Source organism: Virgibacillus sp. Bac332 (genome assembly GCF_003667785.1).
Taxonomy (GTDB): domain Bacteria; phylum Bacillota; class Bacilli; order Bacillales; family Amphibacillaceae; genus Virgibacillus; species Virgibacillus salarius.
The window spans coordinates 3,268,564-3,281,425 of sequence record NZ_CP033046.1 but is presented as its reverse complement, the minus strand read 5'-3'; the positions used below and the strand labels follow the sequence as shown (position 1 = coordinate 3,281,425).

The following is a 12,862-nucleotide window of genomic DNA, read 5'->3' as shown; positions in this document are numbered from 1 at the left end:
CGAAAGGTTGTGAGCCGTATGAGAAAGAACAGTATAGAAAGGAACGTTAAGAGGATATTACAAAGCTTCAATATTTTGTTTGATTATATTATGTTAAAAATTAGTTAGAAAATGTAACTTAGCCTCCGATATAAACACTTTCACAGCTTCCCGCTGCCGGTTCATAATAACAATGGTTTTTATATTGACCAGAAAAAGGTTGATCATACCATGTTGGAGGGCACGGTGCATATGGATTAAAATACCAAAGAGCATATTTCCCTGGATGTTCCCTCCAATAATCCAAATTCTTTTTTGCTAGCTTTTTTTCAACAGATCTTGCCCTATTGTAAAAGAGATTTCCTTTTTGAACAGCTTCAAAAGAATAATTCCCTCCTTGTACTTGAAATATAACTTGTGAAATGGTTTTAACATCTCTAAAATCTAGACAATCTGCTTTAGCACGATTAACGATAACATTTCCAACATATAACATTCCTTGTTTTCCTTCACCTTCAGCCTCTGCTCTCATCATCCTTGCCATCAAGTCAACATCAGAACTTCGATAATTTACTCTTGCCATTTTTTCACCTCAGTTTATTGTATGAAAAAAACTACATTAAAATTATCATTTATAAAGATTAATGTTCCAGTATTTACTGTACCTTCGTAAAGAAACTAGACAATATAGCTAGTAATTAGTAAAATAACTTAACATGACAAGGGGGACTATTCGGATGAAATCAGGTCAAAAAATAAAACAGTATATTGATGATAATCATTTAGATGTAGAATATCTGGAAGTAAACGAGTCCTGTCACTCCGTTCGGGAAGCTGCAAATGCTGTAGGAGGTAGAATCTGCGAGTTTGTTAAGAATATTTGCATGATTAGTAAAGAAGGTCAATTAATTGTAGCAATTGTCAATGGTCAAGACAGAGCAAGTACATCAAGGGTAGGCAAGGCATTACATATAGATCGTCCACGTCTAGCGGATGAGGATGAGGTATTACGACAAACAGGTTATCCAATAGGAGGAGTTCCATCTTTTGGTTTTGCTGCAACCTTTTTAATCGATCCAAAAGTAACAGAATTAGAATATGTTTATACAGGTGGAGGCTCCATTAATTCATTAGTAAAGATAAACGTTAGAACGTTAATAGAAGTTAATAAGGGGATAATTGCAAGAATTCGAAAATAATATTTTATAAAGTGAAACCTCAATCAGTGGGGGGGCTTACTGCAAGTTATATGTGGGATAAAATCATCATACGTTAAATTTCCCTTTAAATACGCTTTAAAAACAAGGATTTATGATTGTACCAATATTTGTGCTAAGATTAATTTTATGGTTAATAAATCTAGCCATAGTATGTTTTTCGTATCAATAAAGACATCGTGATATAAGATGTTATAATGCTATATTATAGAATTTTACTAGATGTAATAACCACCACTAGTGAATAAAAAGAAGGTATGGAGTTGGAATTTTTAACTGAAAAACTAATAGTTATAGCTTTATTTATCTTTATCATTCATTCTATTGAAACACTCGCTTATGCTGTTAGGTTATCTGGGGCGAGAGTAAAGATGATTGCTTCAGCGTTATCTCTCTTTAATATAATGGTAATGGTTTCAAGATTAGCTAATATGATGCAGCAACCTTTTACAGGTAGTTTAATCGATACCGCACCAGTTCATAATGCTCAAGAATTTGTAGAAACACAATTTCGCATTCTCATAGGTGCGTCAACAATTGGGACAGTATTTGGAATCCTATTACTTCCTACTTTTATAGCACTCTTCTCAAGGGCAATCATTTACCTATCTGAAGAGAGAGGTTCTGTTCCATCTTTATTTAAGAGAATTGTTTCTTTAGAGTATATGAAGCGTGGATTAAAGCATGTTAGTTTACCAAGATTTACATACTTGAAAGGTACTACGCTCAAGGATATTCCAATTAGATTGTTTTTTGTAAATATGATAATAACCGCAATTTATACAATTGGCGTGCTATCTGCCTTATACGCAGCATTACTGGCTCCTGAGCGTTCGTCCACAGCAATTATGGCATCAGGTTTAATAAATGGGATTGCAACAATACTGCTAGTTATCTTCGTAGATCCAAAGGTTTCGATAGTAGCTGACGATGTAGTTAACCGGAGAGGAAGTTATCAAACACTTAAAAACATTTCCTTGCTGATGATTATCTCGAGGCTATTAGGAACGCTGCTTGCACAATTGTTGTTTATACCAGGGGCGAAATATATCGCTTGGTTTACTCATTTTATTGTTTAATGTTCGGTAAAAGCTACGTGCAATAGTTAGAAAAACACATTTTATGCTGAAGCTCTCACTATAATCAGTGAGGGCTTTCTATTGTTATTTGCGGCTATCATTCCATCAAAATGTAAAAGCGACGATAACTTCGTTACTATCTATTATTAAATCTGTTTCAGCAGTGGGGAGGGAATTGCAGTATTTGGTTTTGAAAAAATGTTTCTAGCAGCTACAGCTATTGCGTTAATCGGAAGCTTACTGCCAATCTGTTCAGTGACAAGTGTAAAGTAAACTAGATTTTACTTTATAAGAATTAGAATCGGAGTCTTTAAAAATATATGGTTCCATAAAAAGGTGGTATGTGTTTAATCAGAACCTGTACCACCGTTTCTCTTTACATTGTAGTTTGTTAGATTTGGTTATGTAATTTATTTTTGGGTAAAATTACGCAGGAATATATTCCCTTTTGTCGAATAGTAGAAGATGAGGGGAGGGAATATTATTAAGCAAATTAGCGAATTTATTATAAATGGTGATAGTTATTTTGGTGAAGGATATTATATTAAATACGATAATAGCTTACATATTACTGACTTTGATCATTCGATATTTAAAGTATTTAGCAGATTATTCAGAAGTATGGTAATAGTAACAGATTTGAAGTTAACTGGACCAGGCGGATTTGAAGTTAGTTTTAGCGGGAGCTACTTTATAGATGAAGTAGACTATGATGTAATAATATTAATTAAAAATTAATAGTCGTAGGGTCTAGGGCGAAACTAACATAGTTAACCCCAAAGCTGAACGATAAAAAAGCATAGTCAAAAAACGTGACTCCTTGAAAAAGAAGAACGCTTTTTCTGCGTGCGATGTATCGCTGCGAAATCTTCCTTATCCTTCGGAAACAGCTGAGCTGAAGATTCCGCAGAAAAGCGGTCTTGCTTTCCAAAGGAACTGAAGCCATCGCTGAAAACGTATTATTTTAAAGGAGTGATGATAGAATCTATACATTGAACTGATTCTTCAAATGAAATTGTTCAGGTGATTATGTGATAAATACTTTAATCCGATTGTTAATAAGCTAGTAGAAAAATTTATTGAACCAACAGACGATTTTAATGCTAGAGTTTTATTCCATATATTGTTTAGTGTAACGATTTTATCTACTTTACTAACAGTGATCGGATCTTGGATTGGCATGAAAGAGATAAGTCTAGAACCGATTCAAAACTTCTTTTATGCCTGGCCCGAAATTTTTTCATAGCTTTTTGGATTGAAGTTTTGATTGCACAGCCGACGGCACGATTTGTTATGAAAAATTACACAAAATACAGAAAAATAAGGAGAAAAGCCTAAATGTGTAATACACTGACTTAAAGGTTTTAAGTGTAAACGAAAGATGATGATTAGAAACTCTAAACTTAGTGAAGTAATCTAATAGTTAGTTATAGTTAGGGGATGGACACCGGATTTTATTGGACGCATGCCCTTTCGTTTTGTCTTTTATTTGCTTGTTATTTTAGTAATTGAGTTTTTTAATAGTATTTTTTTACTAAATCAAGAAAATTTTTTATATTGGGGGATAATTCCTTATCTTCTTTCCGACTGCAAAGGTATACAGGTCGTTTAATATCAACGCCTTTAACTTTAACTCTCCCCACCTCTTTACGATTCAAGTGTTCTTGTATAGCGAGAGAGGGTGCTAGCATTACACCATATCCGGCTATAACTGAACGAATAGATTCATTTAAACCATGAAACTGCAAACCTACACGGGGAGGTGTAACACCGTGAACCCTACATAATGAAAAAAGAATTTCTCTTGTAGAGCTCCCTTCCTCTCTTAATAAAAATGGCTCTTGAACTAAATCGGATAGTAATATCTCTTTTCCATCGTATTTGTGACCTATCGGGACAATAAACCAAAAATCGATATCCACTAGGTGGTGGAGGTTTAAGTCTGATTGGTTCCAATCTTCGTTTACTACAAAAGCAATGTCTGCCTTATAGTGAAGTAATTGTTCAATTACTTCATTTGAATTACCACTATATAGTTCTACTTTTACTAGGGGTGAGTCTTTTTTTAGTTTAGCTAGCCATAAGGGTAATAAAAAATTAGCTGGTAAATAAGTTGATGCTATCCGTAAATTTTCTTGTTTTCCATTTTCTAATTGCCTCAGTTTATATTCAATGTCTTTTTCCATATCAAATAAACGTTCAGCGTGTTTAAATAAAAATTGCCCCTCTTTAGTCAGTTTTATTCCTCTTCCTTCTGCTTTAATTAACTTCAATCCTGTTTCTTTTTCTAAATTACGTATTTGAATGGTTACAGCAGGTTGACTAATAGAAAGAACTCTTGCAGCCTCGGTAACACTCCTTATAGATGCCACAGTAGTAAATATTCGAAGTGAGTGAAGATTCATTGATAAAACCCTTTCATAAAAAAATCTTATAAAAAAATTTAAAATATATATTAGATTTATCATTATATAATGTATACCATTTATATAAAGGGTAGTAAAGGGGGGGAGAAATATTGAATACACCAATCGGTGAAGAAGAATTCACACACCAGAGAAAACAAAAGAGGCATAGAAAAATATATGTCATTTCCTTCCTTACTGTTATGTCAATAATTGGCATTGGAACATGGATATGGGAAATAAAAGGAGGCAGCTATCATTTCTTCGTTTTAATTCTTATTGGATTAGGAGCCTCTTTTTTGGGGACTTTAGCGGGAGGAGCTGGTTTAATTACTATACCAGGTATGATGTTAACTGGTATTCCAATTCAAACGAGTATTGCTACGAACAAGTTCTCCTCTGGCATAGCTGCATTTTCAAGTGTATTTTATCTCATTCGTCATAAGGAGCTTTCAATAAGGTCTATAATGAGTAATTTATTAGTAGCATTTTTAGGAGGAATGGGTGGATCGTTATTAACTTCCCATATTCATGAAAAGACGATGAATATTGTAGCATTCTTATTACTTAATCTTGCATTAATAGTGACATTGATAAATAAGAAATGGACAGCTAATATCCAATTTGATCAACAGCCTCTTACATATAAGATGAATTTATATATTCCTTTGTTTGTGGCTGCCTATGATGGGGGATTTGGCCCAGGTTCTTCTACATTTAGTATTATTTATTATATGAAAAACAGCCATACTTATATGAAGGCTGTCCAAATGACGAGGGTTCTAATCCTAGGAAGTTGTGCAGGGGGATTTATTGTATTTTTTCAAACAGGATTTATCATATGGTCTTATGCAATTTCAATGGCTATTGGTTCTATTATTGGTTCGCAGATAGGTCTTCTACTTCTACCTAAAATCCCTCAAAAAATAGCTGAAAATCTTTTACTGATAATCATCTGCCTATTAATTATACAGATGATTTATAAATTAAAATAAATAGCACGTAATTATGCTCAATTCAAGACTAGATTAATCCAGGAATCTCCTTATATTTTAATATTCTTTGTTATAAACAAATTAATTATTTTGATTTCTTATATATTGCTTTATTGTAACAATTTATTTGCTTAGTCTTTAAGTTCGATTTATACGCATATTTAGGGTACAAGCACTAAATGATACTTGTTATATATTTGTTGGGATAACATGTCTGGTAAAGCTATTTCTATGTCGAATTATTTGAAAATATTTGTAATATCATCCATTAAAATATATACTTAGTTTATATTTTAATAGAAAGTGAGTGAAACATTATGAAAGTCTGCTCTTTTTACATAACCAATACTATAAAGGTGCGGAAGAGTTAATAAACCAAATAATATTCTTCCGCATAAAAAATCGGAGGAATTGAATTGTTTAGTTATTATGGTAAGTTAAGTACAGAGCTTTATGATTTCACTAAACCAGTTGGTCATTCCGTACAAGGTGATATTGAGTACTATTTTGAGAGACTAAAAGGTACAAAGGGACGGATACTAGAGGCGGCATCAGGATCAGGACGATTCTTAATTCCTTTGTTAGAAAAAGGTTATCATGCTGATGGTATTGATTATTCTAGCGAGATGTTAGCCTCTTGTCGTAAACGTTGTGACAAAAGAGGATTAAAGCCAAATTTATATGAAGCTAATATATGTGATTTTTCATTGCCTTTAAAATATGAGGTAATTGTGATTCCAACTGGTTCTTTTTGTTTAATAGAGAATATAAAAGATGCTAAAAATGCTTTAAAGTGTTTCTATAATCATCTTATCCCAAATGGACGCTTAATACTTGATCTATTAATACCAAGTGATTGGAATACAGGAGAAATTTTCACTTCAACTTTTTCTTTATCTAGTAATGAAGGTATCATATTGGAAAACAAATCAATTGAAATTGATTGGGTTGAACAATATACATTATCTCACTTAAGGTATGAAAAATGGAAAAAAGGTGAATTACAAGACACGGAATTACAGAAGTTTGTCATACGTTGGTATGGGGTGGAAGAATTCAAACTACTTTTGGAGAAAATAGGATTCTCTCAAGTAACATGTTCGGCAGAGTACAATTATCAAAAACCACCTTCGAAACAAACCAAATTAATTACTTTTGAAGCTGTAAAAAAATAATTCATACAAAGATAGTTCTAGTAGTTGAAGAACCCATTTTGGATATTATTCAAAATGGGTTCTTTTTGCTTAGGTTCTTTCATAAACAGAAGACTTCTACCTTAAACGTTGCTACTTATTTTCAGATAAATACCGCTATAGTGATGTTAGCAAACCGGGGAATTTTTTATTAGATACTTTCGTTAATCCTTCTATTAGATCCTATCCTCCTTATGGTAGAACTGTTACTCAATTTTTAGGTGGTTTAGCTAAGATAGGAACCCATAATTCGTGTCTTGGTTTATGCTTTGGTCCATAATAACACTCGATGCATGGCAGGTTAGCAAGTTCGTAGCCTGAATTGGGGACCCATTCTGTATATAACCTTTTCCAAGCATCTACGATGTTTGGAAAGACCACCCATAGACTTGCAGGAATTATCAACGTTTCCATCTCAGTGGGAGGCTCTTCATTATATCTTACTCCCATAAAATAATTAAACTTTTCCTCTGTTATAGCAGCTTCTTTTCCACAAATACCTAGAAGACCTTCTAATGTACATTTGGGATTTTCCCATGACATATCGATTAACTTTTTAGTAAAACCATTCTTTTTTGAGGCATTCCAGAGTGATGGTATTGTTTTAAACGCACGACTTGTTTTTATAGTATTACTCCTACCAACAATTCTCAAATCAAATTCTACATTTTCAATTCTATAATCCATTTCGGAATCTCCTTTAATCGTTATTTGAAAGGTGATTCTAGGATAGGCTTTTAATGGTATGCTCTTTTTTCTTATCGCTGAAGGTTTTACTCCATGCATTTTTTGAAATGCACGAGAAAAAGAATCAGCAGATGAATAACCATATTTCATTGCAATATCGATGATGCGACTCTCACTTTGTTGGATTTCAAATGCAGCGAGAGTTAAACGACGCCTTCTTATATATTCTGATAAGGGTATACCTGCTATAGATGAAAACATTCTAGAAAAATGATACTCAGAACAACAAGCGGCTTGTGCGATCTTTTTATAGTCTATATCTTGAACTAGGTTATCTTCAATGTAGTCTAGTGCATAATTCATTCTATCTAGCCATTCCACGTATTCTTTCCCCTTTCAATACTTACTATATAAAAAAAAGAATGTCTATATCCGACAATTGATGCACCGAAAAGTCGTCCTTTAAAGAAACTACTATTTAGCATCATCGAGCTACTTAATTTTAGCATAAAAATATGATTTAGTTTTACGAATAAAAGTGCAGAAATAAGATTAAAGTTTAATTGTATCAGCTTGAATACATGCTTTGTGGTCTAATCCTTTAAGTAGGGGGCATTTCTTTAAAAACAAACAGTAAATGGGGTACCACCAAGGAGAGATGATACGGATAATTAAAATTTATGCAAAATTAGAACAACCAGGCACTAATGACAGCAGTGTATATCTACACTTCTATGAATCCATAACTGACATTTTATTTTATAAGATGCTGTCTCAAGAAGGTTCGCCTGAGTTGGTTAGATCCGAAAAAACATCCCGGATCACTAAAAATGTAGTGCGGGATGTTGTCTATGTAACATTGAATTTATTATCTAAAGTGTACTTTAAACTTTCGAGACAGCCTATGCATTTTATTCAACTTTAAAATCTACGGGATTAATACAATAATTCAGAACATAAAAATGAATAGATTTAATTTTTTTTGAAATTATCTACCAATCCCCACACAAAAAAAACAATACCTAAAATTAAAGTAATTACAGTAGCAATCATTAAACCGTCTGGAATAAATAACATATGTTCTGCGAATACTTCATCGCTCCATTCTGTTGAACTTATAACCCCCATTGCGCCTGAAATATAACGTACTCCATAAAGAAAGGTAGCCATATATAGAAACGAAATTCCCACATTTATTTTGTTCATAATTTTTATTTCTCCCTTAGTAATATATACATTAAAACTTAACTACACGATATTGACGTTCAACTCATTTTTTCGCATAGACATATTTTGTAGCGTATTTTTGCTCTTGTTTCACCTTATAGGTTTTATATACATGTCTATATTCTAATCTGTATCTTCCGTAAGGATAAGAAGGTGATATATAACTGACGGTTCTGCTATAAGATTTTCCAATACTAAAACCAACAAATGAAGTTTACGCATTTTTAGTTACCGTCAAAGAACCAGAATACGTGTTCGAAACAGATTTAATATGGGAAGCAGTTAAAAAACAACCACTTATTGTGGAACCAGCAGCATATTTCCAACCACTGTAACTATGGCCAATATATGATTTACTTACAGCATACCATTTTTTGTCCTTGTGAACGATGGAATCTTGGTCAAAATTATCGACAAGTTTGTCTTCTTCACTTAGATTATAAAAGGGTACAGAATAATCGATCATTGCATCTGCAGGAATGGATTCTATGTAAAAATCTACAACCGTTTCTCCCGCGGCTAAACCGTCATGTAAAAAATCGTCGTTTGTTTCTGCATTAACCTCGTTTGAAAATTTAGATATTTAGTAATCAACTATGACAGATCTACAATACTTTCTTGCTTTTTAATATGGCATACATCCAATGAACGAGCTTATTAGCGCAAGCAAAGGTGAGAATTTATATAGAAGGTTATTACAAGCAAATGTAGATTCGCATTGTAAATGTTACGTTGGAGTAAATCATGTTTTTTTTCAACTCACTGGTATCAGTCTAGCAGCTAGGAATACCATTCTTGATGTTGCAACCATTATTGTAACAAAATCTCAATTGCGAATATAGGATGCTGTTATTATGCTAGTTGATTATCGTTTTTGATATTCACTAAAACAGTATGATTTTAGCAAATGTATAATGATGAATTACGTTTACTTTAGTTTAGAAAAGCCCCGTCTCAATAATGGACGGGGCTTTTCTGAACGGTATGAAAAATAAATTAACGTACATTAGTATTTATAGTTCCAATATTCTCAAGTTCTTTATTGTTGCTCAAAGGACAAGTCATTTCGTTACAACGTATGATTTTATTGTTAGCTAATTCAAAAATCGCTATTACTTCAACATCGCCCGTTTCTCCGTTTTTCTTATTTACATGAACAATATATCTGAGAGTTACTGTTTGTTTGGCTTTGTCAAACAGAAAATCATAAAAAGGAGAAACTGACATGGATGCTACATGCTCTTTTAATGTGACGATATGATTTGTGAAATCAATCATATTTGTACGCACTCCATCGGTTACTTGAATGTATTGTTCACTAAAATATTCAGGAATTTGATTAATATTTAAGTTCACAATAATTTCCTGATAAACTTCCGTAAAAAATTGATATGCTTGTTTTTTATTCATCATCTTTTCCTCCTTGGATAATTTGACCAGACCAAGCGTCCAAAAATCTTATGATAACTTTTAATTCAGATTCAGAAAATTGATCAAGTAATTTAGAATACCGCTCTTTAGCTGTTTGATGTAGTTTGTCATGGATGATCGATAACTTGTGTCCTGAATCAGTTAAAGCGTAATAAATGGCTTTCTGATTAGATATTTTCTTCTCTGCAATGATCATATTTTTCTCAATTAAGGTGTGAATCGCTTTAGAAACAGCTGGTCTAGAAATCCCTAAGCTTTTTGCTAAAAATGCATTGTTAACCCGTGTTGGATTATTCTTAATCAAAGAGACAATATGCATTTGTGTTAAGGTCCATTTATTTCCATCGATTGAATCTTTGTAAGAAGTATAGTTAGAGCTCTTTAATTTTTTCTCACGTTGTACAATAAAATTTTCAATTGCAGCAATTGCTTTTTCTATCTCAGAAGTTTTCATGTGTACCTCCTTTATTTTTGTTAACCGGTTAACAACATTTTAACATGTATGAATGAAATGTCAATTTTTCCAATGAAGAGTACGCATGAGCAAAAGTGAAAGCTAAAATGAAAAGCAAAATACTGATAAATTGAAACTTCAATCAGTTGGGGTGTTACTGCCAGTTATATACGGGATAAAATACCAACTATAACGGACAAGAGCTTACGTATATTGAACAGGAGGAAAGCATAAGCGTTCTATTTCGAGTGAATATTGACAGTAGATCATTCATTCTTACAATAATGTCATCAAGATGAAAGGTAATTCTATGGCTAGTAGCTATCTGATCTTTTAAGCTATGAATAAATATGATATTAAAAGTGGGGTGATGTAGATGAAGAATATGTTGAGGATACTATTCATTTTGCTAGCCATTATAGTTATAGCTCTGTTTGCCTTTACTGCGTTAGTAAAAAATGAAGTGGCAGATATGCTTAATCCTCTTATTCCTAAAACGAGTGTTTACGTAAAAATTGACGGTACTGCTAAAGAGGTGGAAGGACCAAGATATGAATATACATTATCGGGGTATGAAAAATCTGGTGATGTACGAACTGTAACATTTTCGGCTAGTAAAAAACTACGGGAGGGAGCTTATATTCGCTTAACAACTAAACGTAGTTATGTAAAGGAATGGGAGGAAGTTCCATATGATACTATACCAGAAGATGCGAAAGAAAAACTGTGAGTTCCATTCTATTAAATATACACAGGTATGTTGATGGGAGCTAAGTGGTTTGACAAGTAAATTTGATTTGCTCACTAAAATGATCTAAAGACAAGTTACACAAATTGATCTATATGTAAAAAAATAAAATGAAACTATCATCAGTGGGGATTCTGTTTATTCCCCACTGATTGTTCCTACCACAAGGGTATGACCTAATGGCCTTATACCAATCGGACAATTACTGGCAGTCGATCCCTCACTTACTAATATTGGCTTTCCTTGAAGTGGGAATGTTACTGCCTGTGATAATGCTGGATACGAGGCAATGAAAATCAAAATACGATATTTGGTAGCGAATAGTAAAATCCGTAAATATCTTTCATTTACGGTTTTTTTGCGTATGATAGAATTCATGATGTAAATATCTTCATGTAATGCTTACTATTCCGACATTTTATTCGTTTATTGATATTCATTAAATCTATTGTTATATTGGAAGATGTATATATTTTTATATAAAGGGGGTAATTATTTGAGATTTTGGATAGGTTTAGGACTAGCTGTTATTTTTGAGGTAATCGGTGTAATTTTTTTAAATTATTCCTACGGACTAACCAAGCTTATCCCAACGATCATTGCGATTACTTTTTATTTATCCTCTATTTTATTATATATGTGGAATACTAGAGGAAAAGAAGTAGGAGTAGTTGGGGCATTGTTTGCTGGACTTGGGACGATTATAATCCTTTTAGTAGGTTTTTTTGCATTTGATGAAAAAATTTCCACACTTAAATTAATAGGTATTATTTTGATCCTAATAGGTGTAGTTAACCTTAGTAAAAACCCTAAACAAAAAGGAGTGGTGCAGAAATGGGAATATCTCTCTTAATGATATCAACCATTTGTGCTGTTGTTGGCCATATATTTGTCAAAAAAACAGATGGTATGACAAAAATAAGGTACATATTGTCAGCATTAGTTTCGTTTATGGCAGCTATAACGCTATTATCCATTGCTATAAAATACATGAATATGGGTATAGCTTTTGCGATATGGTCAGGACTGTCTATTGTCTTTAATAATTTATTTAATATAATCGTATACAAAGAAGAATTTTCTTTTCGTAAATTAAGAGGTCTATTATTCATTATTGCAGGCGTTGTTATATTAGAAGCCTTTTGAATGAATAAGGTAAAACCAAAATAATTACGTTACATACATCTCACATATGTCAATATAGTCAGTTAGAAAGCTATGTTGACATATAGTAGATTATTAAAGTGCTAAGGAATTTTCTTGTTTAACGTAATTTTCTGTCAATTAAGACGTAGATCACATATCGCATATATTTATACTATATATCTTTAGTTTTTAAATGTCAATAGTATATATTCCTAATAGTAATTCTTAAGAATCAGCAGGATGATAGAAGAAAGAACTTTTGTGCTGGTTTTGTACAAACAAGCCAGTTATATTCTTGATG

Annotated in this window: 17 protein-coding genes; 9 read left to right on the top strand and 8 right to left on the bottom strand. The window is 32.6% G+C overall.

The features are described from left to right. Positions 1-118: 118 nt before the first annotated feature. A complete protein-coding gene (locus D9782_RS15720) occupies positions 119-562 on the bottom strand; it encodes a cell wall hydrolase (RefSeq protein WP_026683125.1) in 444 nt (147 codons plus the stop codon). A 154-nt stretch (positions 563-716) separates the two neighbouring features. Between D9782_RS15720 and D9782_RS15715 the strand changes: the two genes are divergently transcribed. The 3 genes from D9782_RS15715 (at position 717) to D9782_RS15705 (ending at position 3,013) form a co-directional block, all read left to right on the top strand. Continuing rightward, positions 717-1,178 carry an aminoacyl-tRNA deacylase gene (locus D9782_RS15715; RefSeq protein ID WP_026683126.1) on the top strand — a complete coding sequence of 154 codons (462 nt, stop codon included), beginning with the start codon at positions 717-719 and terminating at the stop codon, positions 1,176-1,178. A gap of 281 nt (positions 1,179-1,459) precedes the next feature. Further along, positions 1,460-2,275, top strand: a complete 816-nt coding sequence (locus tag D9782_RS15710; protein ID WP_026683127.1) for a lipid II flippase Amj family protein — start codon at positions 1,460-1,462, stop codon at positions 2,273-2,275. 465 nt (positions 2,276-2,740) lie between these two features. Beyond that, positions 2,741-3,013 (top strand): hypothetical protein, encoded by a 273-nt coding sequence (locus D9782_RS15705; RefSeq protein ID WP_026683128.1) that lies wholly within the window; start codon positions 2,741-2,743, stop codon positions 3,011-3,013. A 779-nt stretch (positions 3,014-3,792) separates the two neighbouring features. Here D9782_RS15705 and D9782_RS15700 read toward each other — a convergent pair. Next, the gene (locus D9782_RS15700; RefSeq protein ID WP_026683129.1) at positions 3,793-4,680 is read right to left on the bottom strand and encodes a LysR family transcriptional regulator; all 888 of its coding nucleotides are present in this window, start codon (positions 4,678-4,680) and stop codon (positions 3,793-3,795) included. A 113-nt stretch (positions 4,681-4,793) separates the two neighbouring features. On the opposite strand from D9782_RS15700, the gene D9782_RS15695 reads away from it, so the two are divergent. Next, positions 4,794-5,675, top strand: a complete 882-nt coding sequence (locus tag D9782_RS15695; protein WP_240455745.1) for a sulfite exporter TauE/SafE family protein — start codon at positions 4,794-4,796, stop codon at positions 5,673-5,675. Positions 5,676-6,091: 416 nt separating this feature from the next. Continuing rightward, complete coding sequence (locus D9782_RS15690) at positions 6,092-6,850, top strand: class I SAM-dependent methyltransferase (protein ID WP_121605157.1); 759 nt, start codon at positions 6,092-6,094, stop codon at positions 6,848-6,850. Positions 6,851-7,078: 228 nt separating this feature from the next. Here the strand turns inward: D9782_RS15690 and D9782_RS15685 are convergent, their stop codons facing one another. The 3 genes from D9782_RS15685 to D9782_RS22990 form a co-directional block, all read right to left on the bottom strand. Continuing rightward, positions 7,079-7,936: an AraC family transcriptional regulator gene (locus tag D9782_RS15685; protein ID WP_121605156.1), complete on the bottom strand. Its 858-nt coding sequence runs from the start codon at positions 7,934-7,936 to the stop codon at positions 7,079-7,081. Between the two features lie 591 nt (positions 7,937-8,527). Beyond that, entirely contained in the window at positions 8,528-8,761 is a 234-nt protein-coding gene (locus D9782_RS15675) for a hypothetical protein (protein WP_121605154.1), read from the bottom strand. Positions 8,762-8,996: 235 nt separating this feature from the next. Beyond that, positions 8,997-9,248 (bottom strand): hypothetical protein, encoded by a 252-nt coding sequence (locus D9782_RS22990; protein WP_162986408.1) that lies wholly within the window; start codon positions 9,246-9,248, stop codon positions 8,997-8,999. Positions 9,249-9,426: 178 nt separating this feature from the next. On the opposite strand from D9782_RS22990, the gene D9782_RS22985 reads away from it, so the two are divergent. After that, the gene (locus tag D9782_RS22985; protein WP_162986407.1) at positions 9,427-9,624 is read left to right on the top strand and encodes an alpha/beta hydrolase; all 198 of its coding nucleotides are present in this window, start codon (positions 9,427-9,429) and stop codon (positions 9,622-9,624) included. A 154-nt stretch (positions 9,625-9,778) separates the two neighbouring features. Here the strand turns inward: D9782_RS22985 and D9782_RS15670 are convergent, their stop codons facing one another. After that, positions 9,779-10,192 carry a nuclear transport factor 2 family protein gene (locus tag D9782_RS15670; RefSeq protein WP_121605153.1) on the bottom strand — a complete coding sequence of 138 codons (414 nt, stop codon included), beginning with the start codon at positions 10,190-10,192 and terminating at the stop codon, positions 9,779-9,781. After that, a complete protein-coding gene (locus D9782_RS15665; RefSeq protein ID WP_121605152.1) occupies positions 10,185-10,667 on the bottom strand; it encodes a MarR family transcriptional regulator in 483 nt (160 codons plus the stop codon). Before D9782_RS15665 ends, D9782_RS15670 begins: the two co-directional genes overlap by 8 nt. A 376-nt stretch (positions 10,668-11,043) precedes the next feature. Here D9782_RS15665 and D9782_RS15660 point away from each other — a divergent pair, with 376 nt between their 5' ends. Then, the gene (locus D9782_RS15660) at positions 11,044-11,397 is read left to right on the top strand and encodes a YxeA family protein (protein ID WP_051388473.1); all 354 of its coding nucleotides are present in this window, start codon (positions 11,044-11,046) and stop codon (positions 11,395-11,397) included. A 156-nt stretch (positions 11,398-11,553) separates the two neighbouring features. Here D9782_RS15660 and D9782_RS15655 read toward each other — a convergent pair whose 3' ends face one another. Next, positions 11,554-11,793 (bottom strand): hypothetical protein, encoded by a 240-nt coding sequence (locus D9782_RS15655; RefSeq protein ID WP_121605151.1) that lies wholly within the window; start codon positions 11,791-11,793, stop codon positions 11,554-11,556. Between the two features lie 118 nt (positions 11,794-11,911). Between D9782_RS15655 and D9782_RS15650 the strand changes: the two genes are divergently transcribed. Next, positions 11,912-12,268: a DMT family transporter gene (locus D9782_RS15650; RefSeq protein ID WP_026683140.1), complete on the top strand. Its 357-nt coding sequence runs from the start codon at positions 11,912-11,914 to the stop codon at positions 12,266-12,268. Continuing rightward, positions 12,250-12,561 (top strand): DMT family transporter, encoded by a 312-nt coding sequence (locus tag D9782_RS15645; RefSeq protein WP_026683141.1) that lies wholly within the window; start codon positions 12,250-12,252, stop codon positions 12,559-12,561. Before D9782_RS15650 ends, D9782_RS15645 begins: the two co-directional genes overlap by 19 nt. Positions 12,562-12,862: the final 301 nt, after the last annotated feature.

Coding starts and splice junctions, on each gene's coding strand:
- D9782_RS15720 (WP_026683125.1), bottom strand. CDS start 562: ATGGCAAGAGTAAATTATCGAAGTTCTGATGTTGACTTGATGGCAAGG.
- D9782_RS15715 (WP_026683126.1), top strand. CDS start 717: ATGAAATCAGGTCAAAAAATAAAACAGTATATTGATGATAATCATTTA.
- D9782_RS15705 (WP_026683128.1), top strand. CDS start 2,741: ATGAGGGGAGGGAATATTATTAAGCAAATTAGCGAATTTATTATAAAT.
- D9782_RS15700 (WP_026683129.1), bottom strand. CDS start 4,680: ATGAATCTTCACTCACTTCGAATATTTACTACTGTGGCATCTATAAGG.
- D9782_RS15675 (WP_121605154.1), bottom strand. CDS start 8,761: ATGAACAAAATAAATGTGGGAATTTCGTTTCTATATATGGCTACCTTT.
- D9782_RS22990 (WP_162986408.1), bottom strand. CDS start 9,248: ATGATCGATTATTCTGTACCCTTTTATAATCTAAGTGAAGAAGACAAA.
- D9782_RS22985 (WP_162986407.1), top strand. CDS start 9,427: ATGAACGAGCTTATTAGCGCAAGCAAAGGTGAGAATTTATATAGAAGG.
- D9782_RS15670 (WP_121605153.1), bottom strand. CDS start 10,192: ATGAATAAAAAACAAGCATATCAATTTTTTACGGAAGTTTATCAGGAA.
- D9782_RS15665 (WP_121605152.1), bottom strand. CDS start 10,667: ATGAAAACTTCTGAGATAGAAAAAGCAATTGCTGCAATTGAAAATTTT.
- D9782_RS15660 (WP_051388473.1), top strand. CDS start 11,044: ATGAAGAATATGTTGAGGATACTATTCATTTTGCTAGCCATTATAGTT.
- D9782_RS15655 (WP_121605151.1), bottom strand. CDS start 11,793: ATGAATTCTATCATACGCAAAAAAACCGTAAATGAAAGATATTTACGG.
- D9782_RS15645 (WP_026683141.1), top strand. CDS start 12,250: ATGGGAATATCTCTCTTAATGATATCAACCATTTGTGCTGTTGTTGGC.